The sequence below is a fragment of the Pseudomonas sp. HS6 genome, assembly GCF_023375815.1.
Classification (GTDB): Bacteria; Pseudomonadota; Gammaproteobacteria; order Pseudomonadales; family Pseudomonadaceae; genus Aquipseudomonas.
On the sequence record NZ_CP067412.1, the window covers coordinates 6,143,821 to 6,169,406 of the forward strand.

22 protein-coding genes are annotated in these 25,586 nt (G+C 60.1%); 16 read left to right on the plus strand and 6 right to left on the minus strand.

Annotated elements, in window-relative coordinates; translation table 11 throughout:
* Window positions 1-51: 51 nt before the first annotated feature.
* A complete protein-coding gene (locus JJN09_RS27765; RefSeq protein WP_249484621.1) occupies window positions 52-1,065 on the plus strand; it encodes an ABC transporter substrate-binding protein in 1,014 nt (337 codons plus the stop codon).
* Window positions 1,066-1,104: 39 nt separating this feature from the next.
* On the opposite strand, the gene JJN09_RS27770 is transcribed toward JJN09_RS27765, so the two are convergent.
* Window positions 1,105-2,025 (minus strand): LysR family transcriptional regulator, encoded by a 921-nt coding sequence (locus JJN09_RS27770; RefSeq protein WP_249484622.1) that lies wholly within the window; start codon window positions 2,023-2,025, stop codon window positions 1,105-1,107.
* 181 nt (window positions 2,026-2,206) lie between these two features.
* On the opposite strand from JJN09_RS27770, the gene JJN09_RS27775 reads away from it, so the two are divergent.
* Window positions 2,207-3,115 (plus strand): TauD/TfdA family dioxygenase, encoded by a 909-nt coding sequence (locus tag JJN09_RS27775; protein ID WP_249484623.1) that lies wholly within the window; start codon window positions 2,207-2,209, stop codon window positions 3,113-3,115.
* Between the two features lie 222 nt (window positions 3,116-3,337).
* Here the strand turns inward: JJN09_RS27775 and JJN09_RS27780 are convergent, their stop codons facing one another.
* Window positions 3,338-4,948, minus strand: a complete 1,611-nt coding sequence (locus JJN09_RS27780; RefSeq protein WP_249484624.1) for an alkaline phosphatase family protein — start codon at window positions 4,946-4,948, stop codon at window positions 3,338-3,340.
* A gap of 101 nt (window positions 4,949-5,049) precedes the next feature.
* Window positions 5,050-5,994 (minus strand): LysR family transcriptional regulator, encoded by a 945-nt coding sequence (locus JJN09_RS27785; protein WP_249484625.1) that lies wholly within the window; start codon window positions 5,992-5,994, stop codon window positions 5,050-5,052.
* Between the two features lie 165 nt (window positions 5,995-6,159).
* Here JJN09_RS27785 and JJN09_RS27790 point away from each other — a divergent pair, with 165 nt between their 5' ends.
* The 12 genes from JJN09_RS27790 (at window position 6,160) to JJN09_RS27845 (ending at window position 19,244) form a co-directional block, all read left to right on the plus strand.
* On the plus strand, window positions 6,160-8,520 hold the full coding sequence (locus JJN09_RS27790; RefSeq protein ID WP_249484626.1) for a TonB-dependent receptor: 2,361 nt from the start codon (window positions 6,160-6,162) through the stop codon (window positions 8,518-8,520).
* A 23-nt stretch (window positions 8,521-8,543) separates the two neighbouring features.
* Window positions 8,544-9,887 carry an aryl-sulfate sulfotransferase gene (locus tag JJN09_RS27795; protein ID WP_249484627.1) on the plus strand — a complete coding sequence of 448 codons (1,344 nt, stop codon included), beginning with the start codon at window positions 8,544-8,546 and terminating at the stop codon, window positions 9,885-9,887.
* A 189-nt stretch (window positions 9,888-10,076) separates the two neighbouring features.
* Window positions 10,077-10,403 carry a hypothetical protein gene (locus JJN09_RS27800; protein ID WP_008081769.1) on the plus strand — a complete coding sequence of 109 codons (327 nt, stop codon included), beginning with the start codon at window positions 10,077-10,079 and terminating at the stop codon, window positions 10,401-10,403.
* 380 nt (window positions 10,404-10,783) lie between these two features.
* Window positions 10,784-11,605, plus strand: a complete 822-nt coding sequence (locus JJN09_RS27805) for an energy transducer TonB (protein ID WP_249484628.1) — start codon at window positions 10,784-10,786, stop codon at window positions 11,603-11,605.
* 45 nt (window positions 11,606-11,650) lie between these two features.
* Complete coding sequence (locus tag JJN09_RS27810) at window positions 11,651-12,376, plus strand: MotA/TolQ/ExbB proton channel family protein (RefSeq protein ID WP_011331927.1); 726 nt, start codon at window positions 11,651-11,653, stop codon at window positions 12,374-12,376.
* A 1-nt stretch (window position 12,377) separates the two neighbouring features.
* On the plus strand, window positions 12,378-12,779 hold the full coding sequence (locus JJN09_RS27815) for a biopolymer transporter ExbD (RefSeq protein WP_003220570.1): 402 nt from the start codon (window positions 12,378-12,380) through the stop codon (window positions 12,777-12,779).
* Between the two features lie 168 nt (window positions 12,780-12,947).
* Window positions 12,948-13,529, plus strand: a complete 582-nt coding sequence (locus tag JJN09_RS27820; RefSeq protein ID WP_249484629.1) for an alpha/beta hydrolase — start codon at window positions 12,948-12,950, stop codon at window positions 13,527-13,529.
* Between the two features lie 56 nt (window positions 13,530-13,585).
* The gene (locus JJN09_RS27825; RefSeq protein WP_249484630.1) at window positions 13,586-14,518 is read left to right on the plus strand and encodes a sigma 54-interacting transcriptional regulator; all 933 of its coding nucleotides are present in this window, start codon (window positions 13,586-13,588) and stop codon (window positions 14,516-14,518) included.
* 164 nt (window positions 14,519-14,682) lie between these two features.
* The gene (locus JJN09_RS27830; protein WP_096821875.1) at window positions 14,683-15,480 is read left to right on the plus strand and encodes a MetQ/NlpA family ABC transporter substrate-binding protein; all 798 of its coding nucleotides are present in this window, start codon (window positions 14,683-14,685) and stop codon (window positions 15,478-15,480) included.
* Between the two features lie 198 nt (window positions 15,481-15,678).
* A complete protein-coding gene (locus JJN09_RS27835) occupies window positions 15,679-16,338 on the plus strand; it encodes a paraquat-inducible protein A (protein ID WP_249484631.1) in 660 nt (219 codons plus the stop codon).
* Window positions 16,325-16,948 carry a paraquat-inducible protein A gene (locus JJN09_RS27840; protein WP_249484632.1) on the plus strand — a complete coding sequence of 208 codons (624 nt, stop codon included), beginning with the start codon at window positions 16,325-16,327 and terminating at the stop codon, window positions 16,946-16,948. Before JJN09_RS27835 ends, JJN09_RS27840 begins: the two co-directional genes overlap by 14 nt.
* A complete protein-coding gene (locus tag JJN09_RS27845) occupies window positions 16,941-19,244 on the plus strand; it encodes a PqiB family protein (protein ID WP_249484633.1) in 2,304 nt (767 codons plus the stop codon). The genes JJN09_RS27840 and JJN09_RS27845 overlap by 8 nt, the downstream gene beginning before the upstream one ends.
* A 67-nt stretch (window positions 19,245-19,311) precedes the next feature.
* Here the strand turns inward: JJN09_RS27845 and mksF are convergent, their stop codons facing one another.
* The 3 genes from mksF to mksB are packed head-to-tail and all read right to left on the minus strand — an operon-like array spanning window position 19,312 to window position 24,117.
* Window positions 19,312-22,152, minus strand: a complete 2,841-nt coding sequence (mksF, locus tag JJN09_RS27850; protein ID WP_249484634.1) for an Mks condensin complex protein MksF — start codon at window positions 22,150-22,152, stop codon at window positions 19,312-19,314.
* Window positions 22,149-22,850 (minus strand): Mks condensin complex protein MksE, encoded by a 702-nt coding sequence (gene mksE, locus JJN09_RS27855; RefSeq protein WP_053123840.1) that lies wholly within the window; start codon window positions 22,848-22,850, stop codon window positions 22,149-22,151. Before mksE ends, mksF begins: the two co-directional genes overlap by 4 nt.
* A complete protein-coding gene (gene mksB / locus JJN09_RS27860) occupies window positions 22,840-24,117 on the minus strand; it encodes an Mks condensin complex protein MksB (protein WP_249484635.1) in 1,278 nt (425 codons plus the stop codon). Before mksB ends, mksE begins: the two co-directional genes overlap by 11 nt.
* 232 nt (window positions 24,118-24,349) lie before the next feature.
* Between mksB and JJN09_RS27865 the strand changes: the two genes are divergently transcribed.
* Both JJN09_RS27865 and rimI read left to right on the plus strand, forming a co-directional pair.
* The gene (locus JJN09_RS27865; protein ID WP_249490861.1) at window positions 24,350-25,102 is read left to right on the plus strand and encodes an energy transducer TonB; all 753 of its coding nucleotides are present in this window, start codon (window positions 24,350-24,352) and stop codon (window positions 25,100-25,102) included.
* A complete protein-coding gene (gene rimI, locus JJN09_RS27870) occupies window positions 25,095-25,547 on the plus strand; it encodes a ribosomal protein S18-alanine N-acetyltransferase (protein WP_096822667.1) in 453 nt (150 codons plus the stop codon). The genes JJN09_RS27865 and rimI overlap by 8 nt, the downstream gene beginning before the upstream one ends.
* Window positions 25,548-25,586: the final 39 nt, after the last annotated feature.

Here is a 25,586-nt window from a genome sequence, read left to right on the forward strand (position 1 = left end):
TTACGCCTACTTTCGGCTCCTCAATGCCCGCCGTGATCAGGAGCCGCACCCATGAACCTTCCCTTCAAACGTGTCATCAGTCTGTTTGCCGTGCCGGCGCTGGCGGGTCTGCTGGCGTTCACCGCCCACGCCGATGAACTCAAGGAAATCAGGATCGCCGTTCCCGACCTGAGCGCTGGCACCCAGCACAGTGGCGGTGGCGTGGTGGACGTTTTGCGTGATCAACAGATCTTCGAAAAGGCTTTCGCCGATCAGGGCATCAAGGTTCAGTGGAGCTTCTTCAAGGGCGCCGGGCCGGTGATCAACGAGGCATTCGCCAACGGCCAGGTGGATCTCGCCTACCTCGGAGACCTGGCGGCGATCATCGGCAAGTCCAACGGACTGGACACGCGTCTGCTGAGTGCCAGTGCTCGCGGGGTCAAACACTATCTGGGTGTCCTGCCGGGGTCGGGGATCAAGACCCTGCAGGATCTGAAGGGCAAACGCGTGGCGGTGTTCAAGGGCACCGCGACCCAGTTGTCGTTTGATGCCGCTTTGGCCAGTCAGGGCTTGAGTGAAAAGGACCTGAAAGTCATCAACCTCGACTTCAATGCCGCCGTCGCAGCACTGGCGGCCAAACAGATCGATGCTTCCTGGGGGAGCGCTGGGCTAAGCGCGCTGCAAGCCAAAGGGCTGGCCGAATTGCCGTTGAGCACCAAGGATCTGGGCGGTGCGGGTAGCGTGCAGTCGGTGCTGGTCGGCACCGGCAAGTTTGTCGATGAACATCCGGACGTGGTGGCGAAACTGCTCAAGGCTCAGCAACAGGCCGTGGACTGGCTGACCCAGGACAGCAACAAGGACGCTTACGTGCAACTGGTGTCGGGACTGGCGAGTTATCCACCGGTGATTCTCACCAAGGATTTGGCGGATCAGAAACTCAGTGAAGTATTCCCGTCGACACTGGATCCGGTGTTCCTCGGCAAATTGCAGGATTCGGTGGACCTGGCGGCGAAGGAGAGGCTGATCAGAAAGCCGTTCAAGGTCACCGATTGGGTGGCGCCTGAGTTGGCTGCCGCGAAGCTCTGAGTGATGTGTTCATTCCCACGCAAAGCGTGGGAATGATCCTTAAACCGCGACGCTTACTTCCTGTTTATCCACCGCCACCAACGTCTCGATCATCGCCCGCGCCGCCGGTGAAAGCCGGAATCCAGTGCGGCTCACAATCCCGCACCGCGCATTCATGCTCTCCAGATTCTGCGGCAGGTTGCGCCAGTGCAGCAGCGCCAGCGAGCCCTGGGCAACGTCCTCGACAAACGCCTCTTCAGTGCCGACGCCGATCGCGTTGGACTGCAGCACCACTTTCACCAGCGCCGGAAAATGCTCGGTTTCGATGGTCGGGGAAAAATCGATCCGGCCGCTGAGATTCGCCAGCAGTTTGCGAATGCCTGGCGGGATCAACGTGGTCGCCAGCGGATAGTCGAACATGTCGTTGGTCGACAGGCTTTCCTTGGCCAGCAGCGGATGCCCCGGCCGACAGAAAAACACCCCGCGCTTGGGCGTCAGCGGCTGGGTCTGGAAGTTTGGGTCGGATTCGAAATGACGGATGTCGGCGATGAAGAATTCGATCTCTTCGCGGCTAAGGGCGCGGCTGAGTTTTTCCCAGTTATCCACCTGAAAACAGGTGCGCACTTTCGGGTGCGCATTGATGAATTGCGCCACCGCGTCCGGCACCAGTTTCACCGCCGGCGCCGGGCCGCAACCGAAGTGCAGTTCGCCGGCGTCGAGTTTGGTCATCTGCGTCACTTCGGCGCTGAGCAATGCTGCGCCCTGCACCAGCGTCAGGGCGTGTTGCAGCACCACCTGGCCTTCGGGCGTCGGGCGCAGATCCTTGTTGCCGCGATCCACCAGCACGCAGCCGAACTCCTGCTCCAGCCCTTGAATGCTGCGGCTGAACGCCGGTTGAGTGATGCCCATGGCGTCGGCCGCGCGGACAAAACTGCGGTGTTCGTTGAGGGCGATGAAGTAGCGCAACTGGCGAAGATCCATATGCTTTTCCGGCATCCTAAAAATAGCTCGAAGGCATTTGCGACGAGGGCTGCTTGAGGTTTTAAATGCAAGCTCTTATTCCGTCAACGAAGCATGTGAATATCTATTAGATGTAAATGGAATATAGATAGAGCATTGTTTCGCTGCCGTCCAACCGCAAGCAGTCGATGAGGGTCTACCCATGAGCAATGCCGCACTCGCTGTAAAACCCGCTGTCCACGCGCTGGAGATTCATCCGGTGGCCGGCCGTATCGGCGCCGAAATCCGTGGCGTGCACCTGTCCGGTGAGCTGGATGCCGCGACGGTTGAAGCCATTCAACAGGCGCTGGTCCAGTACAAGGTCGTGTTCTTCCGCGAGCAGACCCAGCTCGACGATCAGCGCCAGGAAGCCTTCGCCCATCTGCTCGGCGAGCCGGTGGCGCATCCGACCGTGCCATCGCGCGAGGGCACCCGTTACCTGCTGGAACTGGACGGCGCCGAAGGGCAGCGCGCCAACTCTTGGCACACCGATGTGACCTTCGTCGATGCCTACCCGAAAGCCTCGATCCTGCGCTCGGTGGTGGCCCCGGCATTCGGTGGCGACACCCTGTGGGCCAACACTGCGACGGCGTACAACGAACTGCCGACCGAGCTGCGTGAGCTGGCGGACAAGCTGGTGGCCGTGCACAGCAACGAATACGACTACGCCGGGGCGAAGCCGGACGTGTCGGCGGAGAAGCTTGAGCGCTATCGCAAGATCTTCACCTCGACCGTCTACGAAACCGAACATCCGGTAGTGCGCGTGCACCCGATCAGTGGTGAAAAGAGCTTGCTGCTGGGGCATTTCGTCAAGCGCATCAAGGGTTACTCCCAGGCTGATTCGGCGCACCTGTTCGGCTTGTTGCAGAGCCATGTGATTCGTCAGGAAAACACCGTGCGCTGGCGTTGGAAGGCCGGTGATGTGGCGATCTGGGATAACCGTTCGACTCAACATTACGCGATTGATGATTACGGCACTCAGGACCGGGTGGTGCGTCGGGTGACGCTCAAGGGGGAAGTGCCGGTTGGGGCTTCGGGGCAGCGTAGTCAGACCATCAAAGGGCGCGATTAAGATCAGAAGATCAAAAGCCCCTCACCCCAGCCCTCTCCCAAGGGGAGAGGGAGCTGACCGAGGTGTGTTACGTCATACATCGACCTGTAAAAGCTGTGTCGATTGTGGATTCGGTAAAGCGAGATCAGGTGATGTAGCCCTCAAGCATCCCGTGCTCAGTTCCCTCTCCCTCCGGGAGAGGGCTAGGGAGAGGGCGCTCTTGCTCTTGCCTCCGCTTGATCTCTACCAAACCCCAATCTGAACCATCTTCTCGGTCTCCGGCTCCCCATAACGAAACCGTTGCCCCCGCAAATCAATCTCCTGATGACTGATGGTCGTGCGCCGCTTCAACCCGCGTACCCACTCGAACAAATACCCCGCATGCTCCTCGCGCACCGCCGCATACGCCGGGTCCGCGCCCAGATCCTGCAGCTCATGCGGATCATTCAAAAGATCGAAAAGCTGCGGACGGAAGCCGTCGTACGCCAGGTATTTCCAGCGTTCGCTTCGCACCATGGTCATGCGGCAACGGTCGATCGGCTGGCCCAGTCGCTCCCGTGCCGGGGCCTGGAAGGCGTAGTCGTATTCGCTGATCGCATAGCGGCGCCATTCGGGATTGTCGCCATGCAGCAGAGGAATCAGCGAGCGACCTTCCAGTCGATGCTCGGCACCTGTCACGCCCAGCGCTTCGAGAAATGTAGGCACGCCGTCGATGGTTTCCGCCAGGCGTTCGTCCACCGTGCCCCGTGTGACATCCGCCGCTGCGCGCGGGTCGCGCACGATCAATGGAACGCCCACCGCTTGCTCCAGCAGAAACTCTTTCTCGCCCAGCCAATGATCACCCAGGAAGTCGCCGTGATCGCTGGTGAATACGATCAGCGTGTCCTCCCAACGTCCGTTGCTTTGCAGGAAATCGAACAGCCGCCCCAACTGATCATCAACCTGTTTGACCAGGCCCATGTACGTCGGGATCACGTTCTGTCGTACCGGATCTTTGGAGAAACTCAGGCTTTCCTCATGCTGGCGAAAGGCCTGATAGACGGGGTGGTCGCTTGGAGAGGCATTACGTACCGGTTCGAGAATCGATTTCGTACTGTACAAAGTGTGGTACGGCGACGGTACGATGTAGGGCCAGTGGGGTTTGATATAGGACAGGTGTAAAAACCATGGTTTTTCACCTTGCTCACCGATGAAGTCGATGGCTCGATTTGTAGTGTAGACAGTCTCTGAATGTTGCTCGGGAATTCGCGCCGGCAGATGGGCGTTGCGCATTTTCCAGCCGCTGAGGATTTCTCCGTTGTCGCCTTCGGCCGCATTGGCCCAGTCGTGCCAGGGGTTACGGCCTTCGAAACCCTGTTCGCGCAGGTAATGGGTGTACGGCGCGGATTCGCGTTTGTCGTCGAACAGCGGGTCGTCGGGGAAGATGCCGTCGTGGCGAAAGTACGGCTCAAAACCGACTTCGTTGAGTACTTCGGCCTGGGCGCTGTCAGGGTTGATCGACAACCGCTGCAAGGCATCCACGTTGGCCGTGGCGTGGGTCTTGCCGACCAGCGCAGTACGAATGCCGTGGGGCCGCAGGTAATCGCCGATGGTCAGTTCTTCCAGCGGCAGCGGCACAGCGTTCCACGCCACTTGATGGCTGCTGACGTAACGCCCGGTGTAGGCCGACATCCGTGACGGCCCGCAGATCGTGCCTTGGGTGTAGGCGCGGCTGAAGCGCACGCCGGCAGCGGCCAGGCGATCGATGTTCGGAGTGTGCAAGTGCGGGTGTCCGTAGCAGGACAGGTAATCGCGGCGCAGCTGATCGCACATGATGTACAGCACGTTGCGCACAGGGTTTTGCGGGTTGGACATGGGGTTCACCAGTCAGAAAGACAGGCGAGGTTTTTCGCTTTCGGCGAGGGTGTTCGGCAAGTGCATTCGGGGAATGCTTGCCATGCATGAAACGCATGGGCTCAGACGGCGAGGTTCGCCAGTGAACACACCTCTTCTTCCACCGCATCGATCGCCTTGATCTGCTCGATCATTGCCTCGGCCAACGGCGACAGCCGATACCCGGCGCGGCTGACAATTCCGTAACGGGTGTAGAGCTCCTCGAGATCATCCGCCAACCCTTCGATCTTCAAACACACCAGTTCACCCCGGGCCTGGTGCAGCGCATCCGAATAGGCGCCGACGATGCCGATCGCATCAGAGCGCAACACCACGCCCAGCAGGCTGGCGCTGTTCTCACACTCGACATTGGGTATGAAATCCGGGCGGCCACTGAGGTCGACGATGACTTTGCGCAGGTTCGGCGGGCGAATGCTGACGGCCATCGGATAGCTCATCAATTGCTCGGCGGTGACCCGATCAACAGCGGCCAGCGGATGCCCGGCACGGCAGCAGAAATGCCATTTGCGCGGCCGCAATCGGTGGGTCAAGTAATCCGGATCCGCTTCGAAATGTCGGGTGTCGGCGACGAAGAATTCGAACTCTTCACTCAGCAGCCGTTTGCTCAGGCTCTGCCAGTCATCGACCTGGTAATGCACCCGCGCTTTCGGGTATCGGCCGATGAAGCTGCCGATCGCTCGCGGTATCAACCCTGCCGCCGGTGCCGGGCCGCAACCGAAGCGTAATTCCCCTGCCTCAAGCCCGTTGAACTGGCTGATCTCGTTGGCCATTTGCTGCGCACCGCTGACCAGCCGACGCGCGTGTTCAAGCAGCACCTGGCCCTGTTTGGTCGGCGGCAATTCCTTGCGCCCGCGATCCACCAATTGGCAACCGACGCTGTGCTCCAGCGCCTGAATGCTGCGGCTGAATGCCGACTGCGACAGGTTCACCGCCTGCGCGCCCGCGACAAAGCTGCGTTGTTCGGCGAGGGCGATGAAGTGGCGGAGCTGGCGCAAGTCGATATGCATTTTTCACATAAAAAATATCCGGGAAATGCATTGGATATGCATTAGGTCGACTCCTTATAAAGGCAATCTCTTATGCAGTAAATCTTTGTAAAAACATAAATAAATAACTTAAAAGAATATGCGGCACAGAAGATGTCAGCGTGTTTTTTGACCAGGAGCAGCCCCATGAGTCCGTTGAACCTCGCTTCACCGCCGCCGCCACGACGGCTCAAACGTCTGCCCCTGGCCCTGTTGCTGGCGGGGAGTGCCAGCTGGACCAACGGCTACGCTACGGAAACGGAAACCCCTGTGCCGGCACCGGCAGGCAAGACTGCGACCGCCACTTCGCAACTGGAAACCGTGACCGTCACCACCCGCCGTCGCGAAGAAAGTTCTCAGGATGTGCCGACGCCGATGAGCGTGGTCAGCGGCCAGACCCTGGAGACGCAACGGGTCTATCGAATCCAGGATTTGCAGCAACTGGTGCCCAGCGTCAACGTCGCCTATATGCATGCGCGCCAGTCCAGCGTGTCGATTCGGGGCCTGGGCAATAACCCGGCCAGCGACGGTCTGGAAGGCAGCGTCGGCCTGTACATCGACAACGTTTATCTGGGCCGCCCGGGGATGGCGGTGTTCGACCTGATGGACATCGAGCAGCTCGAAGTCCTTCGCGGACCGCAGGGGACGTTGTTCGGCAAGAACACCACCGCCGGGGTGATCAACATCAATACCCGCGCGCCGAGCTTCACCCCGGAGCGCAGCATCGAAACCTCGGTCGGCGAGGACGGATATTTCCAGACCAAGGGCACGATTTCCGGGCCGCTCAACGATGAGCTGGCTGGGCGCTTTTCTGCCTATCGCACCCGCAGCGACGGTGACATCAAAAACGAATTCAACGGCCATGACCTGAACGGCGGTTCCCGCGACGGCTTCCGTGCGCAGCTCTTGTTCAAGCCCAACGAGAATTTCAATCTGCGCTGGATCGGTGACTACAACGAAGAGGATTCCAGCGCGGGCACCCGCGTGCTGTACAACACCGGGCCGACCATCAACGGCGTCAACCTCTATCAGTCGCGGGCCAATGCTGCCGGCGCGACGCTGGTCAACGGCTCGCACCGCAAGGTCAATCTGGACAACGACCAGCACGTCACGGTGCATCAGGGCGGTACATCGGTGGAAGCCAACTGGACGCTGCCGAGCGACTTCACCCTGACGTCGATCAGCTCCTATCGCTTCTGGAATTTCACCCCGGCCAACGATGATGGCCTCAATGTCGCGGCGACCTACAACGCCGGCGTTTCCGTCGAGGACAAACAGTACTCGCAGGAATTTCGCCTCGCCTCGCCCAAGGGTGAGTTTTTTGATTACGTGGTAGGCGCGTACTACTTCGGTTCGGATCTGGACAACAAATCCTTCGCCTATTACGGCCCGCAGGCCGACATCTGGAACGGCACGCCACGGGGCGCGTTGGCCAACGTCGGCAGCGTCGGCAACGGTCACATCAAGACCGACAGTTTCGCCCTGTTCGCCCAAGGCACCTGGCACCTCACCGAGCGCCTGGATTTCACCGCCGGGGTGCGCGGCACCTATGAAGAAAAGAATGCCTGGGTCACTCGCGATGCACCGGTCGGTGGCGCCGCTGTCACCGGCGCAGCGGCTACCGCACGACGCGGTCGGACCGGTGCCTACGATTCCGGCGATCTGAACCAGTACAGCTCCAGCCCATCCGGATTGCTCAACCTCAGCTATCGCATCACCGATGATTTGCTTGGCTACGCCACGCTGTCCCACGGCGAGAAATCCGGCGGGGTCAACCTCGTGGTCGGCTCGGCCCCGACCGCCGGTGCCGACTCGCTGCTGATCGGCACCGAGCGCGCCAACAACGCTGAACTCGGCTTCAAGAGCACCCTGTGGGACCGCCGCTTGCAGCTCAACGCCAACGTGTTCTGGACTCAGGTCAACGCTTACCAGACCAACGCCTACGACGACGTCAACCGCGTGCAATACCTGACCAACGCCGGCTCGGTTCGCTCGCGCGGGGTGGAATTCGAAAGCACCGTGATCCCGCTGCGTGGCCTGACCCTGAACTTCAACGGCTCGTACAACGACGTCAGCTATCTCTCCTACAAGGACGCGCCGTGCCCGCCGGAAGTCAGTCAGGCGCCGGGTGCTCCGGCCTCTTGCGATCTCAGCGGCCATCAGGTGGTCGGCGCCTCGAAATGGATCGGCAACGCCAACGGCAAATACGAATGGAATCTGGCCAACGGGCTGCAACCTTACGTCACCGGCAGCTACGCATTTCGCTCCAAAGCGGTGGGCACGGTCGAGGATTCCGACTACGGCCAGATCCCGAGTTACGCGGTGGTCAATCTCTCGACCGGCCTGCGCGGCGATTTCAATCAGGGCCAGTGGGACGTATCGCTGTGGCTGAAAAACGCCTTCGACAAAACCTATTACACGACCCTGTGGACCGGCGGCAACGGCGGTTATGAAGGCCTGCTCGGCACGCCGCGCACCCTCGGCGTCACCGGTCGCTACGACTTCTGATCGATCCCTCAAGGAGCTGCATCATGTTGCGCATCAAAACCGCTTTACCGGTGTTGTTGTCCGGCGCAGTGCTTAGTACCGGGGCATTCGCTGCACCCAGCGTTTATCCCACCGGAGTCACTCGATACGACCCGGCCAAGGCCTTCAACCAATATGTGATTTTCAGCGGTGCCGACAAGCAGACGCACCTGATCGACATGAACGGCAACGAAGTGAAGAACTGGGCTCAGGCCGGTTTCCCGTCGGCGATCATCGATCCGAAACTGGTCGGTGGCGAGCGCGGTCATGTCCTGCTGCAACTGAGCGACAAGGATCCGGGCAAGCTCGGTTCCGCCGGCAACGGCCTCGGCAATCAGAGCGTCGGCGAGCTGGACTGGGACGGCAAAGTCGTCTGGCAGTGGGGCGACAAGGCGCCCGGTGGCGCTGCGCAACAGCATCACGATCAGCGTCGCCTGAGCAACGGCAACACCGTGGTGCTGGCGAACAAGGTGCACAAGGTCAAAGGCTTCAAAGTGCCCGAGGTGATCGACGATGCGATCTATGAAGTCAGCCCCGCAGGCGAGGTGAAATGGCAGTGGCTGGCGTCGGATCACTTGAACGAATTCGGTTTCAGTGCCGAACAATTGAGGCTGGTGCGTGCCAGTGAAAATCCGGATTACCTGCACATCAACAACCTCAGCCTGGTCGGGCCGAACAAGTGGTTCGACGCCGGCGACAAGCGCTTCAAACCGGACAACCTGCTGCTCGATTCTCGCAACGCCAACTTCATTGCGATCATCGACAAGCACAGCGGCAAAGTGGTCTGGCGCCTGGGGCCGAACCTGCCGCTGGCCAACCCGAAAACCGCGCAGCAGATTCCACGTCCGGTGGACCAGTTCGTCGGCCAGCATGACGCGCACATCATCCCGGCTGGACTGCCCGGCGCGGGCAATCTGCTGGTGTTCGACAACCAGGGTTCGGCGGGTTATCCGAACGTCACGCTGGGGCTGATTTCCGGCTCCCGGGTGCTGGAAATCGACCCGGTGAAAAACGAAATCGTCTGGCAGTACAGCGCCGCCAATTCGAAGCAGCCGGGGTGGGCGTTCTACAGCTCGTTCATCAGCAGTGCGCGACGCTTGCCCAACGGCAACACGCTGATCGACGAGGGCATGAACGGGCGGTTTTTCCAGGTGACGGCCAATGGCGAAAACGTCTGGGAATACGTCAGCCCGTATCTGGGCAAGGCGCCAGGCAGCGATGCGATCAGCAACTGGGTGTATCGAGCACTGCCTGTGAGTTATGACTGGGTGCCGGCCGGAACGCCGCGTTCGGAGACAGCAGTGATTGCGCCGGCAATCGGTGGGCAGCGGATAAACGCCAGCCGTTAGTTGAAAGGTGATTAAGGCGCTTCGGTTTCGAAATAAGTTATGAACGACATGAGCAGTGCATATAGCAACATCGTTGAAAAGTCGCGTGGACAATAAGTGAATGGCGAACCATCCTGAGTCTCGTGAGTTTCCAGGAGGAAACTTGCTCTCATCGGAAGACACTTATCCAACGATAAAGGAAATCTCGTTATGTCGAGCATTAATGGCAACTATGTAAACGCTAACGCTGGCGCCAAACTGACGATTACCGATGGCAACGACTCCAACGGCACCTTCAGCGGCAAATTCAGCCAGAACGGCGTGAACTACGACATCGCGTACGGTCACTACCACTTCCAGAACAGCACCGGGCAGCCTACGATCATTACTTTCGCGGCTCTGAATGAAGGCACTGGCTATCAGTCATGGACCCTGTTCTCGCCGGATCACAACTACTCGAAAGTTCGTGCGGTGGGTTCTCGTACAAACTTTGACGGTGATGTAGTCGGTCTGGCAGGGGAGTTTGTGAAGCAATAAGAAATTTTGTAAGTCGAAGGCCGATGCATTAAACATGCATCGGCCTTTTTATTTGTCTCTTGAAAAAGTTCGTCAACTATCACCTTGGTATTAGTTGTCACTGAATGCCGGAGTGTCGATAACCCGATGCCTTGGATGAATACTTTTTATGCCGGGAAAGCATGTCGATTCTGACGAATCGCTGGAGGCCTTGCGGGCCGTGGCTTTGGCGGAAGTGACCGTTTCTTATATTCCATAAACGTCTATTCATAACATGAAAGATTACTTTCGGAGATAAGCCTCTAGCCCAATGATTGACCCATCGATCACGCCGTGGGGGATTCAACAAGCGGCGAATCGGCTACGCGAAAAAACGCAAAGAGACCGCAGGGAGTAAATCAATGGGCAATGTCCAGACCGCCGTCAGTGCACAGGAGGTGCTGTGGCGCCAGGCGCCGAGCGGCGAGTTGGTCGATCTCGGCCGGCCTCATCGCGTACCGTTGGGGCAGCTGCGTTTGCAGCGTGCGCCCAAGGGCATTCTGAGCCGCCGCGAAACGATTCTGCTCGGCGTTCTGGCGCTGGTGGTGCATGGCGCGGTGATCTACTGGATCAATCAGCACCCGACGCCGGCGCTGCCGATCGTGCCGCCGGAAATTCCACCGATGACCATCGAGTTTTCGCGCCCGGCACCACCGGCTCCACCAGTGGTTGTACCGCCGCCACCGGCACCTGTGGTCGAGCCACCGCCGCCGGTGGAAGACGAACTGGCAACCAAGCCGCCACCGAAACCGAAGCCGATTCCCAAACCGAAACCGGTCGCCAAACCCGTACCGAAACCGGCCCCCAAAGCCGTCGAGCAACCACCGGCTCCGCCACAACCGACGGCCCCGGTCGCTGCACCAGCGCCACCAGCGCCACCTGCACCACCAGCGCCTGCTCCGGTGACACCGGCCTCGGCCAATGCCGCGTACCTGAAGAACCCGGCGCCGGAATATCCGTCGCTGGCCCAGCGTCGCGGTTGGGAAGGCACGGTGTTGCTGCGGGTGCACGTACTGGCCAGCGGCAAACCGGGCGAGATCCAGATTCAGAAAAGCAGTGGCCGGCAACAGCTCGACGACGCGGCGCTGGACGCCGTGAAGCGCTGGAGCTTCGTGCCGGCCAAGCAGGGTGATGTCGCCCAGGACGGCTGGGTCAGCGTGCCCATCGATTTCAAGATTCATTAAACCGAAACCAATTTCGCGCTAAACGTTTACACGAGGGAACACATCATGACGTTACTGGCATCTCCACTGGAATCCATCGAAAGCGCGGTGATCTGGCTGCTGGTGGTCTTCTCTGTCGCCACCTGGGGCCTGGCATTGCTCAAAGCTGTGCAGTTCGGTCGGTTGAAGGCGCAGGATCGCAAATTTCACAAGCGCTTCTGGGCGGCGTCGAGTCTGGACTCCGCCGCCGAGTTGAGCGAAACCCAGCCCGGCGCAGCAGCGCGGGTGGCACAGGCCGGTTATGCGGCGATTCAAGTGGGCGAGGCACCTCAGGCCAATGACCTGAGCCAGGCAATCAACCATCAGGACCGCCTCGAACGTGCCTTGCGTCAGCAGATCGTCCGCGAACGCCGTTCGCTGGAAACCGGTCTGGCGGTGGTCGCGAGTATTGGCAGCACCTCGCCGTTCATTGGTCTGTTCGGCACGGTGTGGGGAATCATGGAGGCGTTGAAAGGCATCAGCGCGGCAGGCTCGGCGAGCCTGGAAACGGTGGCCGGTCCCATCGGTGCAGCGCTGGTCGCCACCGGGGTGGGGATCGCGGTCGCGGTGCCGGCGGTGCTGGTTTACAACTACTTTTTGCGTCGTCTGAAACTGACGGCGGCGGACCTGGACGACTTTGCCCACGACTTCTACAGCCTGGCGCAAAAGAGCTCGTTCCGCGTGCTGATCCACCCGACCGCGCACAAGGCTGCGGCTCAGGGCAACGCAACAAAAGTGAAGGAGGCGTCCTGATATGGCCTTCTCCACGCAAGACAGCGACGAGGTGCTGAGCGAGATCAACGTGACGCCGCTGGTGGACGTGATGCTGGTGCTGCTGGTGGTGTTCATCGTCACCGCGCCGCTGCTGACCAACGCGATACCGATCAACCTGCCGAAGACCGAAGCGGTGGCGCCGGTCGAGCAGAAAGACCCGTTGGTGGTGAGCATCGACGGTGCGGGAAAACTGTTTATCAACAAGGACGAAATCCAGCCGGATCTGCTGGAGTTCAACCTCAAGTCGGCCAAGGCCAAGGACCCGGAAGTGCGCGTGCAATTGCAGGCAGACGACGGGGTGAATTACGGCGAAGTGGCGCGAGCCATGGCTTCGATTGAGCGGGCGGGCATCACCAAACTGTCGGTGATCACCGCACGATAAGGGTTTCACGTTTTTCCGGGGCCGTCTCCTTGGCAGGGTGCGGCCCTTTTTTTGTCTGCTGCTTAATATTCTTTTCAGGTCTTAATAAATAGCTTCTTATTCCTTAACGAATATAAATCCCGTCCCTATACTCCTTCAGGAACAGACACGACGCAGGAGAGCTCCCCCATGCGCAACGAATCAATCCGCTATCTGATTGTGCCGGGCTGGCAAGGATCGCCAGAAGATCATTGGCAAAGCCATTGGCAGAACAGTCTGCCGAACAGCGCGCGAGTGGAGCAGGCCGACTGGCTGACGCCGCGTCGTGAAGACTGGGTCGCGGCGCTGGCCGAGGCGATTGCCGCCGACAGCACACCGGTGATCCTGATCGCCCACAGCCTGGGCTGCATCACCGTGGCGCATTGGGCGGCCACCGCGCCGCTGCATCATTTGCGTCAGGTGCGCGGGGCGCTGCTGGTTGCGCCGGCAGATGTCGAGCGCCCGGCATGCGTGCCGGCACTGCGCAACTTTGCGCCGATTCCGACCGATCTGCTGCCCTTCCCGAGCCAGGTCGTCAGCTCCGACAACGATGCCGCCGTCAGTGCGCCGCGTGCGCTGGAACTGGCGCGCAACTGGGGTGCCGAGGCGGGGATTCTCGCAGGCGCCGGCCATATCAATGTGAAGTCCGGGCATCAACGCTGGGAGCAGGGATTCGCTTATCTGTATCGCCTGCAAAACCGCATGGAACACCACGCCCGGCGTCGTGCCTGACCACTTTTATTTTTTCAACGCCCCCGTCTCCCGGCGATTTGGGGCGGGAGTCTGCCATGAGTTTCGAAACCTTCGGTCAGCCGTTGCTGACCTTTCCCGATGCGGAAAAAAGTCCCCTGAGCATTCGCGCCAAGGCGCTGGTGTTCGTCGATCCACGCTCGCGCCAGTTGCGCGAAGAAATGGCCCAGCTCGCTCCGCGCTCGACCTCGGTGTTGATTCGCGGCGAGACCGGCACCGGCAAGGAATTGCTCGCCCGGCATATCCACCGCGCCAGTGATCGCAGCGGATTGTTTGTCTCGGTCAATTGCGGGGCGATCAGCCCGACCTACGCTGATGCCGAATTGTTCGGCTACGCCGCCGGCAGCTACAGCGGTTCGGCCAGCAGTCGCGCTGGCTGGTTCGGTTCGGCCAACGGCGGCACCTTGTACCTGGACGAGATCGGCGACTTGCCGCTGCCGATCCAGATCAAGTTGCTTTCCGCATTGGAAAACCACGAAGTCACCCGCGTCGGTGCCCATCAACCGAGCCCGGTGGATGTGCGCCTGGTGGCGGCGACCAGCATCGATTTGGCCCAGGCGGTGGCGGCGGGGAAATTCCACGAGCGGCTCTATCACTATCTTGGCGAGGGGCATCTGGAATTGCCGGCGTTGCGCGCGCGGGTCGGTGACATTCTTTCGTTGGCCGAGTACTTCCTCGGCATCTACAGCCAGCGCCTGGATCTGCCGGTGCCGCTGATCAGCGAAGCGGCGCAAGAGGTGCTGGAGCAACACAGTTGGCCGGGCAACACCCGGGAGCTGGAAAACGTCATTCACTTTGCACTGCTGGTGAGCACCGGCGATGAAATTCTACCGGAGCACCTGAACCTGCCCGAGGTGTCTGGGACGCTGGTTCAGATCGAACGTCAGGTGGCGAGCATCAGTGCCAAAGGGACTGCCGAGGAACGTAAGGCATTGAAAGAATTACTGTTGAGCCTGAGTGAGGCGTTGTAACCGTTTTGTTCAATATGAACAAAATGGAATATGAAGCTGAATAAACGTTATTGTCCGGGAATAAAAAATCCCGGTATTGTCCGACTCACGCCAGCAGTAGCACATCGCTGGCACACGTATTAATGCCGTCGTCGATGACGACCGATTTTCGATAAGGACACTGCATGAAAAAGGTTCTGTTGTTTACCGCATTGGCGGCTGCTCTGACGGCTTCCCTGGCGCAGGCCGGCGAGAAACTGGTTGTCGCGGCGACCCCGGTTCCGCACGCCGAGATCCTCGAGCTGATCAAGCCGACACTCGCCAAAGAAGGCGTGGATCTGGAAATCAAAGTCTTCACCGACTACGTTCAGCCGAACGTGCAGGTTGGCGAGAAGCGTCTGGATGCCAACTACTTCCAGACCCTGCCGTACCTGAACAGCTTCAACCAGGGTAAATACAAGGACGACAAAGCCAAGTACCTGGTGACCGTGCAAGGCGTTCACGTTGAACCGTTCGGTGGCTACTCGAGCAAGTACAAGACCCTGGCCGAACTGCCGGACGGCGCCACCATCGCCATTCCGAACGAAGGCAGCAACAGCGGTCGTGCACTGATCCTGCTGCAGAAGGCTGGCCTGATCGAACTGAAAGATCCGAAAAACGCCCTGGCCACGCCGAAAGACATCGCCAAGAACCCGCACAACTTCAAGTTCAAGGAGCTGGAGTCAGCCCTGCTGCCGCGTGTTCTGAAAGAAGTCGACCTGGACATGATCAACACCAACTACGCGCTGGAAGCCAAGTTGAACCCGACCAAGGACGCCCTGGTGATCGAAGGTGCCGATTCGCCTTACGTGAACTTCCTGGTGGCCCGTGAGGACAACAAGAACAGCGACGCGATCCAGAAGCTGGCCAAGGCCCTGACCAGCCCGGAAGTCAAAGCGTTCATCGAGAAGAAGTACAACGGCGCGGTACTGCCGGCGTTCTGATCTGACGCAGCAACACAACCCCTTCAAGGTATGAAAACGCCGATGGCCAGTGATGGTAATCGGCGTTTTTATGTGTGCCTCAAAAGCACCCCCTCACCCTAACCCTCTCTTTTGCTCGCGTCAGCGAACAAATTTGCACAGTTATTTTCGAATCAGAACACTAGAATAGACCCCAACTTTTTCGGAGCCAGAGCCCTTATGTCAGATTCGGTTGACGCCCCCGGGCTGTCAGATTTACCGCTGGATGACTTGGTGGCCTGCCATGAGTGCGATCTGCTGATGCGCAAGCCCAAGCTTGCCCACGGCGAAAAGGCCCTCTGCCCACGCTGCGGTTACGAACTGTATGCCCACCGCCATAACGTGGTGCAGCGCAGTCTTGCCCTGGTCATTGCCGCACTGCTGCTCTACGTGCCGGCGAACTTTTTACCCATCATGCAGCTCAATGTTCTCGGACAATCGTCACAGGACACGGTCTGGAGCGGTGTTGTCGGTCTGTTCAATACCGATATGCGCGGTGTTTCAGTTGTCGTGTTCCTGTGCAGCATGGCGATTCCACTGCTGAAACTGCTGTGTCAGTTGTTTGTGTTGCTGACGATCCGTTTCAACATCGGTCGTAGCTACGGCCTGTTGCTGTACCGCATTTATCACCACCTCAAAGACTGGGGCATGCTCGAGGTCTACCTCATGGGCGTCCTGGTGGCGATCGTCAAACTGGCGGACATGGCGGCGATTACCGTCGGTCTCGGTCTGGCATGTTTCATCGGTCTGTTATTGGTTCAGGTCTGGCTTGAAGTGGTGATGTCACCGCACCAGATCTGGCAGGCGTTATCAGGAGAGGATGCCCATGCGGGCGATTGATGCGGGCATTCTGATCTGTACCGAATGTCACGAACTGAACAAGCAGGATGCCGACAGCGACGTGCAGACTTGCACCCGATGCGGTGCGCTGGTTCACGCCCGAAGGCCCAACAGCCTCGCGCGAACCTGGGCGTTGCTGATCACTGCGGCGATTATCTACATCCCGGCCAACGTACTACCGATCATGACAGTCAGCTCGCTGGGCCAGGGTGATCCAAGCACGATCATGTCGGGTGTCATCCAACTGGTGCAGCACGGCATGATTCCGATCGCTGCCGTGGTGTTCATCGCCAGTATCCTGGTGCCGACCTTCAAACTGGTAGGCATCGCGCTGCTGTTGTTTTCGGTACAGCGCCGCCAGCCACTCTCTGCGCGCCAGCGGATCTGGATGTACCGCTTCATCGAGTTCATCGGCCGCTGGTCCATGCTCGATATTTTCGTGATTGCCATTCTGGTGGCGGTCGTCAACTTCGGCCGGCTTGCCAGCGTCGAAGCCAATCTTGGCGCCATCGCCTTCGCCAGTGTGGTGATTCTGACGATGCTCGCCGCTGTCACTTTCGATCCCCGACTGATTTGGGATAACACGGAGTCGGACGCCGACCATGACTGATTTGCCTGTAGCGAAAACCCGACCGGCTTCGAACTGGTCTGCCATTTGGGTACTGCCCCTGATCGCCTTGGTCATCGGCGGCTGGCTTGGATGGCGTGCCTACACCGAAACCGGCATCGAGATTCAGGTGCGCTTCGAAAGTGGTGAAGGTATCCAGGCCAACAAGACCGAAGTGGTCTACAAAGGCATGCCCGTCGGCAAGGTCAAAGCCCTCAAGCTCGATGACGAGGGTGGCACCAAAGGCGTGATCGCCACTATCGAGATGAACAAGGATGTCGATCAATACCTGAAGACCAGCACCCGCTTCTGGCTGGTCAAACCGAGTGTGACATTGGCCGGTATCACCGGTCTGGAAACCCTGGTGTCGGGTAACTATGTCGCGATCAGCCCGGGCGAGGGCGAGCCGACCCGCAAGTTCAAGGCGCTGGCCGAAGAACCACCGCTGTCGGACTCCAAGCCTGGTCTGCACCTGACGATCAAGGCTGATCGCCTGGGTTCGTTGAACCGTGGCAGCCCGGTGTTCTACAAACAGATCAAAGTAGGCCAGATCAAAAGTTACGTGCTGTCGGAAGACCAGAGCACTGTCGAACTCAAGGTGTTCATCGAGCCGACTTACGCCAAACTGGTGCGCAAACACACGCGTTTCTGGAATGCCAGCGGCATCAGCATCGACGCCAACCTGTCCGGGGTGAAAGTGCGCAGCGAATCCCTGGCCAGCATCGTCGCCGGCGGTATTGCCTTCGCCACGCCGGAGAACCGCAAGGACAGCCCGCCGACCGATCCGAGCCTGCCTTTCCGTCTCTACGAAGACTTCGATGCAGCCGCCGCCGGCATCCGCGTGAAGGTCAAACTCAGTGATTTCGAAGGCTTGCAGGCTGGCCGTACACCGGTGATGTACAAGGGCATTCAGGTCGGTAACCTGAAAGCGCTGAAAATCGATCCGGATCTGTCCAGCGCCACCGCTGAACTGACCCTCGATCCATTGGCCGAAGAGTATCTGGTCACCGGCACCCAGTTCTGGGTGGTCAAACCGTCGATTTCCCTGGCCGGCATCACCGGTCTGGAAGCGTTGGTCAAAGGTAACTACATTGCCGTGCGACCGGGCGACAAGGGCGGCGCGCCGCAGCGTGAGTTCGAAGCCCGGCCGAAAGCGCCGCCGCTGGATCTGAAGGCGCCGGGCCTGCACCTGGTGCTGTTTACCGATACCCTCGGTTCGATCGAAGTTGGCAGCCCGATCCTCTACAAGCAGGTCAAGGTCGGCTCGGTGCAGAGTTATCAGTTCTCCAAGACCCGGAAGCAACTGGTGATCGGCGTTCACATCGAGAAGGAATACGAAAGTCTGGTCAATGCTTCGACCCGGTTCTGGAACGTCAGCGGTGTCACGTTAACCGGCGGATTGACCGGCGGCATTCAGGTCAAGAGCGAGTCGTTGCAAACCCTGATGGCCGGCGGCATCGCATTCGAAACACCGCAAGCCAAGGCGCCGTTGCAGAAGCGGATTCCGCGCTTCCGTCTGTTCGCCAGTCATGACGAGGCCAATCAGAAGGGTGAGGTGGTGACCATCAAGGTCGATCGTGCCGACGGTTTACGCAGCGGCACGCCGATTCGCTTCAAGGGCCTGGACGTCGGCAAGATCGAAAGTGTCGACCTGACCGATGATCTGCAATCGGTGATCCTCACCGCGCGCATCACTGAAGTACCGGAGAAGATTGCCCGGGTCGGCAGCCAGTTCTGGGTGGTCAAACCGGAGTTGGGGCTGATCAAGACCTCGAACCTGGAGACCCTCGTCACCGGCCAGTACATCGAAGTGCAACCGGCAGCCAAGAACCTCGGCCCGCAGAAGAACTTCGTGGCCCTGGCCAATCCGCCGGAAGTGAGCAAACAAGAGGCCGGCCTCAGCCTGGTATTGAGTGCTGCCCGCCGTGGTTCGCTGAAACCGGGTGTGCCGGTCACCTACCGCGAGATTACCGTGGGCAAAGTCACCGGTTACGAACTGGGCCAGACAGCGGATCGCGTATTGGTGCACATCCTGATCGAGCCGAAATACGCGCCACTGGTACGTAGCGGTAGCCGCTTCTGGAACACCAGCGGTGTCGGTTTCGATATCGGCCTGTTCAATGGCTTGACCGTACGCACCGAGTCGCTTGAGACCGCGATTCAGGGCGGCATCGCCTTCGCCACGCCGGACGGCGAGCGGATGGGCAATCCGGCTCGGGTTGAACAGACCTTCCCGCTGTTCGACAAGTTCGAAGACGAATGGCTGACCTGGGCGCCGAAAATTCCCCTCGGCAAATAATCCCGCCCAATGAAAAGGGCCGCGATCCAATGGATCGCGGCCCTTTTTTGTGCTCGTCAGTTACGCATCAAACCGCATCCAGCTCCGGTTCGTTCGCTTCGACATTGACGTTGGCCTTCACCACATCGTGACGGCGGATGTACTTCCAGTCTGCCTCGTCGATGTAGATGCCGGCCGGGCCGCTGCCGCCTTCCAGGTCGATGGCGACACTGGCGCAGACCTGCGGCTTCACACTCGCCAGAATCGGCACGAAGCCCAGTTGCAGGCTGGTCTCCAGCAGGGCGGCCTGGTTTTTCTCGTCGATGTCCGCCGCCTCGTCGAGGTAGTACGGCAGGCGCACGCGACCGGCGAGGTCGCGATCCATCAAGTGCAGCAACAAATACATGTTGGTCAGCGCCTTGATGGTCATCGTGGTGCCGTTGGAGGCCGCGCCATCGATGTCGGTGTGGATCACCGGCTGGCCGTTGACCTTGGTGATTTCGAACGCCAGTTCGAACAAGTCCTTGAGGCCGAGCTGGTTGTGGTTCGCCGCCACCAGCCGCGCCAGGTATTCCTTGGCCTCTTCGTTCTTGTTGTCCTGCTCGGCGCTCTGGCTCAGGTCGAACACCGACAGGGTTTCGCCTTCTTCGTACTGACCGGCGCTGTGGATGATCTGGTCGATGTGCTTGAGCGCTTCCTTGTTCGGCGCGAGCACGATGCGGAAGCTCTGTAGGTTGGACACCTGACGCTTGTTGATCTCGCGGTTGAACAGCGCCAGTTGATGCTCGAGGCTGTCGTAGTCGCTGCGGATGTTGCGCAGGGTACGCGCGATATCGGTTACGGCTGCACGACGCGCCTTGCCCAGTGTCAGGGCTTCGTCGGTGCGGTGGGCATAAGCGTTGATCAGCAGTGACAGACGGCGCTCCATGTCGTCTTCACTGTCGAACTTGGCCACACCTTTGAGGCGCACCTGAGCGTACAGCGCTTCGATCTGGCCATCGGCACGCAGCAGGCCTTGCCAACTGTCCTGATAGTCGTTGAGCAGCGGCAGAAGGTTGTCCATCGAGTCGTCGACCGGATCCATGAACGGCGTACCGAACGGCAGGTCCGCCGGCAGCAACTGACGGCGACGCAGGGCATCGTCGAGGGTGCGTTGCTTGGCTTCCATGTCGGCGATCTGCCGGCCGACCAGTTGCAGCTTGGCCGACAGTTGCTGGACGCGCTCGGTGAAGGCATCGCTGGAGCGCTTGAGTTCGTCCTGCGCGGCTTCCATCTGCGCCAATTGCTCCAGCTTGTCGCCTTCTTCGGCGCTCAGGGTCTGGGTGCGGCGGAAATCTTCCAGAGCCTTTTGCGCATCCAGCACTTGTTGGTACAGCGCTTCGGTCTGGGTCTTGCTCGCGGCGCGGTCGGCGGCCACGGCTTGCTGGGTTTTCAGTTGCTTGAGTTCTTTTTCCAGACGCTCTTTCTGATCGCGCAGCGCGGCACGGTCAGCCAGTGCTTGCAGGGCCGGCGGCTCGATGTGCGAGATGTCGATCGACAGGCCCGGCACTTCGAAACGCTCGCCCTTGAAGCCGTCGAGGATCAGCTCTACGGATTTGACCCACTCGCCGTTCTCGTCGAGGGTGATGCCGTGTTCGCCCAGCGGCAGGCTGAACAGCGCGCTGTTGAATAGACGCATCAGGCGCTCGACATCCTGTTGCGAGAATTCCTCGCGCAAGCGTGCGTAGCTGTTGTTGTCGGCGTGATCGAGTTGCTGTTTCACCGACTTCAGGCGTTTTTCCAGATCGCGAAGGCGCTCTTCGAGATCTTCGGCGCTGAACTGTCGGGACTGCGCCAGCGCACCGGCGAGTTCGTCGTGGGCGTCCTTGGCCGACAGCAGTTGCTGCTCCAGCACTTTGACGTCATCGACCAGCGCAAAGCGGTTCTTCAGTACCGACAATTCGCCGAGCCAACGCTGGATGCCGGAGATTTCCCGCTCCAGACGCATCAACTCCTGAGTGCCACCGCGCTGATCGTTTTGCAGGTCGTCCTGTTCGCGACGGTAATGTTCTGCCTGAATCGCCAGCTCTTCCTTGCGCGCACCGGCGTAATCCGACCAGGTGCCGAGCAACGAATCGAGCAGTGGCGACAGGCGATGCAGCTTGCCGCGCAGCACGTCGCGCTGTTTCACACCGTTGGCCAGAGCTTCGACCAATGGGCCGGCAGCGACCAGCGAGTTGTAGTCCTGTTCCATGCGACGCACGTCGCGGAAGGCTTCTTCGCACGCGGCGATGTAATCGACACTGCCGGAACGCAGGCTGTGCTCGAAAGCATCGAGGAACAGCTGCTTGAGCTTGGCTGCGGTGATTTCGCGCATGTGCAGCAGGTTGATGAACAGCGCGCGGAAGGTCTTCAGGCTCTGCTCGCTGGTGGAGCGCAGCGGAATCAGGGTCAGATCCAGCGGGATCGACGTATGACCGCCAACCAGCAAACGGCGCAGCTCATCCGGCTTCAGTTCGTAAGCTTTCAGGCCTTCCTTCTCAAGGTTGCTGAACAGCTCTTTCTGCCGCAGGCAGGTGTCGTTTTTCTGGTAGTGCGCCAGATCCAGCTTGCCGGCGTAGGCAAAGAACTGGTGACCGAAACCACCGCCCGGGCCGCGCCCGACCACACCGATTACGTGCGGGCCGTGGGGCAGGTTCACTTCGACAAGGATGTAGCTGGTGTCGGAGGCGAAGTAGAAGCGCCGCGACTGTTCGAGGCTGTACTTGCCGAAACTCATGTCCGACATGCGCGCCAGAATCGGGAACTGCAAGGCGTTGATCGACGCCGATTTACCGAGGTTGTTCGCGCCGTAGACCGACAGCGGTTCTTCCAGCGGGAACAGGCCGAGGCTGTAACCGGCGGTGTTCAAAAGGGCAAAGCGGCGGATGCCGTAGCGTTCCTGGCTCATGCGTCGGACTCCTGTTCTTCGGCAATGGCGCGGGCCAGTGCGTCTTCTTCGCTCTCTTCATCAAATTCGGAAAGATCGAGCGGATCGTCGGTTTCCAGAAATTTTGCTTCGGCAGCTTCGTCGATCAGCACCGGTGCCGGCAGCGGCAGAACGCTGTGCACGCTGGCGGCCAGATCGCGGTCTTGCTGAACCGAGAGGCAGACGTCGAGGAAACGGTGCATCGGCGGCAGGAAACGGTACACGCCGTTTTCTTCGCCGGCGAAACCGAGCTGGGTCATGCGGCGCATGATTTTTTCTTCCAGCTCTTCAACGGTCTGCACTTCGGCCTGGATAAAAAGGTCGCGATACTTTTCCAGCAGCGACGGCAGTTCTTCGCGACCGAGGCTGCCACCGTCGAGCACGGCGATCGGGTCGCGGCCCTGGTCGGCGAGATGCTCGACGAGGATGAAGGTGAACAATGCCAGGCGCTGAGCGGTCTTGTTCACCGCTGCTGCCGCCATGTCCGGCACGAAGTAGTAGAAACCACGGGTGTCGCAGACCAACTCGAAACCCAGTGCCTTGAACAGCGTGCGGTACTGGTCCTGGAAGTTCGACAGTTGCGCGTACAGCTCCGGGTCGCGGCGGCTGACGTGGTAACCCTTGAACAGCTCACGGAAGATCGGCGCGAGTTGCGACAGTTCGGAAAGATCAAGATGCATTGGGAATGCTCGCAGAATCCTCGGCGGCGGTGTCGGCGGCCGAGAGCAGGGCGAAGGAGCGCAGGCTGACCTGGTGCTCGTGAGTGTGGTATTCGCGGCGTTCCAGACGCTCGCGCTTGAAGCGTTTTTCCCGCGACAGGCGCGAGAACCAATAAAGCAATTCGTCGGTGGCACCGTCCGGTTCCTGCTCCAGCAGCCAGGTCATCAGATCCGGCATTGGCAGGGATTCTTCGCAACGGTCGACCATTTCGCGCACGGTGCGCGGCGCGCGCGGGGCTTCGCCTTTCTGGGTCTTGTGCGCCTTGGGGAAGCGCGCCGGTTTCGGCTCGAAACGGGCCAGGGCATAGACGTAGGCTTCAACCTGACTGGCGCTGCCAAGGAAGGTGCTTTGCGGGCGGGTGAACAGCGGCATCGCGGCTTGCGGTACGGCGTCGATGCCTTTGCGGCGGATCGCGGCCAGCGCCAGCGCAGCACCACGGGTCACGGCGTTGTGCCGGCGAGCTTCTTCACGCAGCGGCAGCAGCAGTTCCCTGGCGTGACGCAGGGTCAGTTGGGCGCTGGTCTGCATCTCGAGGATGCGCGCGTGGGTGCGCAGCAGCATGTCGTCATCGACCAGATGGCCGAGGCGCTGCTGTTCGCTGAGCATCTTCAGCAGTACGGTTTCGACCTTGCGCACGCCTTGCTCGAAGGCGCCGTCGGCGTTCACCAGATCGATCATCGGCTCGACGTATTCGTCCCAAGTCGCCAGTACTTCGGCGTAACGCTGACGCAGCGGAATCTGCCGGTCGCTGGTCTTGGCCCGTTCGGCCACGGCCACCAGCGCCTGTTCGTCGTTGTCGAGTTTCTTCAGGACGTCGCGCACGCGCATGTCGAGCAGACGCAGCTGACGCGCCAGATCATTGCCATCACGGACGTCGAACGCGTCCTGAATGTAACCGGCCAGACGTTCGAGGTGGCGCAAATAAGCTTCGATCTCCAGGCACAGGCCCAGTCGGTGTTCCCGACGCAGGTAGGCGAGGAAGTCGTGAATCTGCGCGTTCAGCTCGAAACGGTTCGGGCTTTTGGCCACGGGCACCAGAATGTCGAGGCGAATCCACACGTCGAGCAGACTGGTGATGTCCTGCGGCGTGCTGTCCAGTTGTTGGGCGGCCAGTTGCGTGCGCAGTTCGTTGAGGCTCAGGGTGCCTTGGTCGAAGTGCTCGCACAGTGGCTCCAGAAGTGCCCAGTGTTCAGCGAGGGCGCGCAAGACGCGCTTGGGTTCGATCATCGGAATGGCCGGCTGGTTGGCGATTAAAAGCCGCGATTGTACTGCATCACGGACGATGCGATTCACTCTCGGGACGGGCTGTCGCTTTTTCGAAGGTGAAGAGCTGTGGTCAAGACTATCGATCAACCGCAAGCGATCTTGAGCGAAGGGCGGTAGAATCAGCGCACTTCAGTTATCCACAAGTGGCCGACCCTTGCTAATCGAGTCCCGCCGCCGCGCCTATTTGAACGCCATGCAGGTGGTCAACTGGCTGCCGCGCACCGAATTGCCCTTTGCCGCGCCGTCGCGGCCCGAGCTGCTGGACGTTGTCGAGCCCGAGCCTGACGTCCCGGTGTTCGTGGCACCTGCACCGCAGGCCGATGCGCCGGTGCAGCCTGCCGCGCGTCCGGTCGAACGGCCGAAGATCGAGGTTCCGCGACCTTCGCTGGCCAGTACCCGCACGGGTGCCAAACCGGTGGAAGAAGTTGACGAAACACCTGTGGTGGCAAAACCGGCACCGGTCCCGCCACCGCGTTTTGCCCTGCAATTGCTGCGGGCCGATCGTTGCTTGCTGTTGGTGGAGTTACCCACAGGCGATTCTTTCCAGTCCCGCGATCCGGCGTATCTGTTGCTCAAGGACATGCTGCGCGCCGCCGGCCTGCCGGATGCACCGCAGATCGTCGGAGATCCGGTGCGCTGGCCGTTACTGGTGCGCGGCACGATGGATCAGGGCCCGGACGCGGCCCGGGACTTCGTCCAGGGTTTCCTGTCGGTTCAGATGGAGGCAACACCGTGCGCCTGCCTGTGGCTGATCGGCCTGCCGGCGGTGCGTTTTGCCGGCGAAGCAGATGCCGAAGCGTTCAACCGCGAATTGCAAATCGAGGGTCTTGGCCTGGCGTGGGCCGTGCCGGGACTGGAATTGTTGATGGAAGAGCCACAGCGCAAGGCCGCCGTGTGGCAAGCCATGCGTCGGCTGATGGCGCGCTGGAAAGAATCGAATGAGTGACGCTGTAACGTTCCGCCCGATGGTCGAAGCCGATCTGGATGCCGTACTGAAGATTGAATTCGCGGCCTACAGCCATCCATGGACTCGCGGGATTTTTCTCGACGGGCTAGGCAAATACCAGATCTGGCTGATGTTCGAAGGTGAGCAACAGGTCGGCCACGGGGTGGTGCAGATCATTCTGGATGAGGCGCACCTGCTCAACATCACGGTCAAACCGGAAAATCAGGGCCGGGGCCTGGGGCTGACATTGCTCGAGCACCTGATGTCCCGCGCCTATGCGGCGGATGCCCGGGAATGTTTCCTCGAAGTGCGCGACAGCAACACCTCGGCCTTTCGCTTGTATGAGCGCTATGGCTTCAACGAAATCGGCCGGCGCCGGGATTACTACCCGGCGGTGGGCGGGCGTGAAGACGCCGTGGTCATGGCCTGCACTCTGGTCGACTGATCGTATTTGAAAGCGTCGTCAAAAGGCTGCTCCCATTGG

Bases quoted from the DNA above. Each gene is read 5' to 3' on its own strand.
- JJN09_RS27835 (WP_249484631.1), top strand. From the start codon at position 15,679: ATGTCAGATTCGGTTGACGCCCCCGGGCTGTCAGATTTACCGCTGGAT.
- JJN09_RS27780 (WP_249484624.1), bottom strand. From the start codon at position 4,948: ATGTCCAACCCGCAAAACCCTGTGCGCAACGTGCTGTACATCATGTGC.
- JJN09_RS27815 (WP_003220570.1), top strand. From the start codon at position 12,378: ATGGCCTTCTCCACGCAAGACAGCGACGAGGTGCTGAGCGAGATCAAC.
- JJN09_RS27785 (WP_249484625.1), bottom strand. From the start codon at position 5,994: ATGCATATCGACTTGCGCCAGCTCCGCCACTTCATCGCCCTCGCCGAA.
- mksE (WP_053123840.1), bottom strand. From the start codon at position 22,850: ATGCATCTTGATCTTTCCGAACTGTCGCAACTCGCGCCGATCTTCCGT.
- JJN09_RS27865 (WP_249490861.1), top strand. From the start codon at position 24,350: ATGCAGGTGGTCAACTGGCTGCCGCGCACCGAATTGCCCTTTGCCGCG.
- JJN09_RS27795 (WP_249484627.1), top strand. From the start codon at position 8,544: ATGTTGCGCATCAAAACCGCTTTACCGGTGTTGTTGTCCGGCGCAGTG.
- JJN09_RS27790 (WP_249484626.1), top strand. From the start codon at position 6,160: ATGAGTCCGTTGAACCTCGCTTCACCGCCGCCGCCACGACGGCTCAAA.
- mksB (WP_249484635.1), bottom strand. From the start codon at position 24,117: ATGATCGAACCCAAGCGCGTCTTGCGCGCCCTCGCTGAACACTGGGCA.
- rimI (WP_096822667.1), top strand. From the start codon at position 25,095: ATGAGTGACGCTGTAACGTTCCGCCCGATGGTCGAAGCCGATCTGGAT.
- JJN09_RS27820 (WP_249484629.1), top strand. From the start codon at position 12,948: ATGCGCAACGAATCAATCCGCTATCTGATTGTGCCGGGCTGGCAAGGA.
- JJN09_RS27805 (WP_249484628.1), top strand. From the start codon at position 10,784: ATGGGCAATGTCCAGACCGCCGTCAGTGCACAGGAGGTGCTGTGGCGC.
- JJN09_RS27845 (WP_249484633.1), top strand. From the start codon at position 16,941: ATGACTGATTTGCCTGTAGCGAAAACCCGACCGGCTTCGAACTGGTCT.
- JJN09_RS27840 (WP_249484632.1), top strand. From the start codon at position 16,325: ATGCGGGCGATTGATGCGGGCATTCTGATCTGTACCGAATGTCACGAA.
- JJN09_RS27765 (WP_249484621.1), top strand. From the start codon at position 52: ATGAACCTTCCCTTCAAACGTGTCATCAGTCTGTTTGCCGTGCCGGCG.
- JJN09_RS27830 (WP_096821875.1), top strand. From the start codon at position 14,683: ATGAAAAAGGTTCTGTTGTTTACCGCATTGGCGGCTGCTCTGACGGCT.
- JJN09_RS27800 (WP_008081769.1), top strand. From the start codon at position 10,077: ATGTCGAGCATTAATGGCAACTATGTAAACGCTAACGCTGGCGCCAAA.
- JJN09_RS27770 (WP_249484622.1), bottom strand. From the start codon at position 2,025: ATGGATCTTCGCCAGTTGCGCTACTTCATCGCCCTCAACGAACACCGC.
- JJN09_RS27825 (WP_249484630.1), top strand. From the start codon at position 13,586: ATGAGTTTCGAAACCTTCGGTCAGCCGTTGCTGACCTTTCCCGATGCG.
- JJN09_RS27775 (WP_249484623.1), top strand. From the start codon at position 2,207: ATGAGCAATGCCGCACTCGCTGTAAAACCCGCTGTCCACGCGCTGGAG.
- JJN09_RS27810 (WP_011331927.1), top strand. From the start codon at position 11,651: ATGACGTTACTGGCATCTCCACTGGAATCCATCGAAAGCGCGGTGATC.
- mksF (WP_249484634.1), bottom strand. From the start codon at position 22,152: ATGAGCCAGGAACGCTACGGCATCCGCCGCTTTGCCCTTTTGAACACC.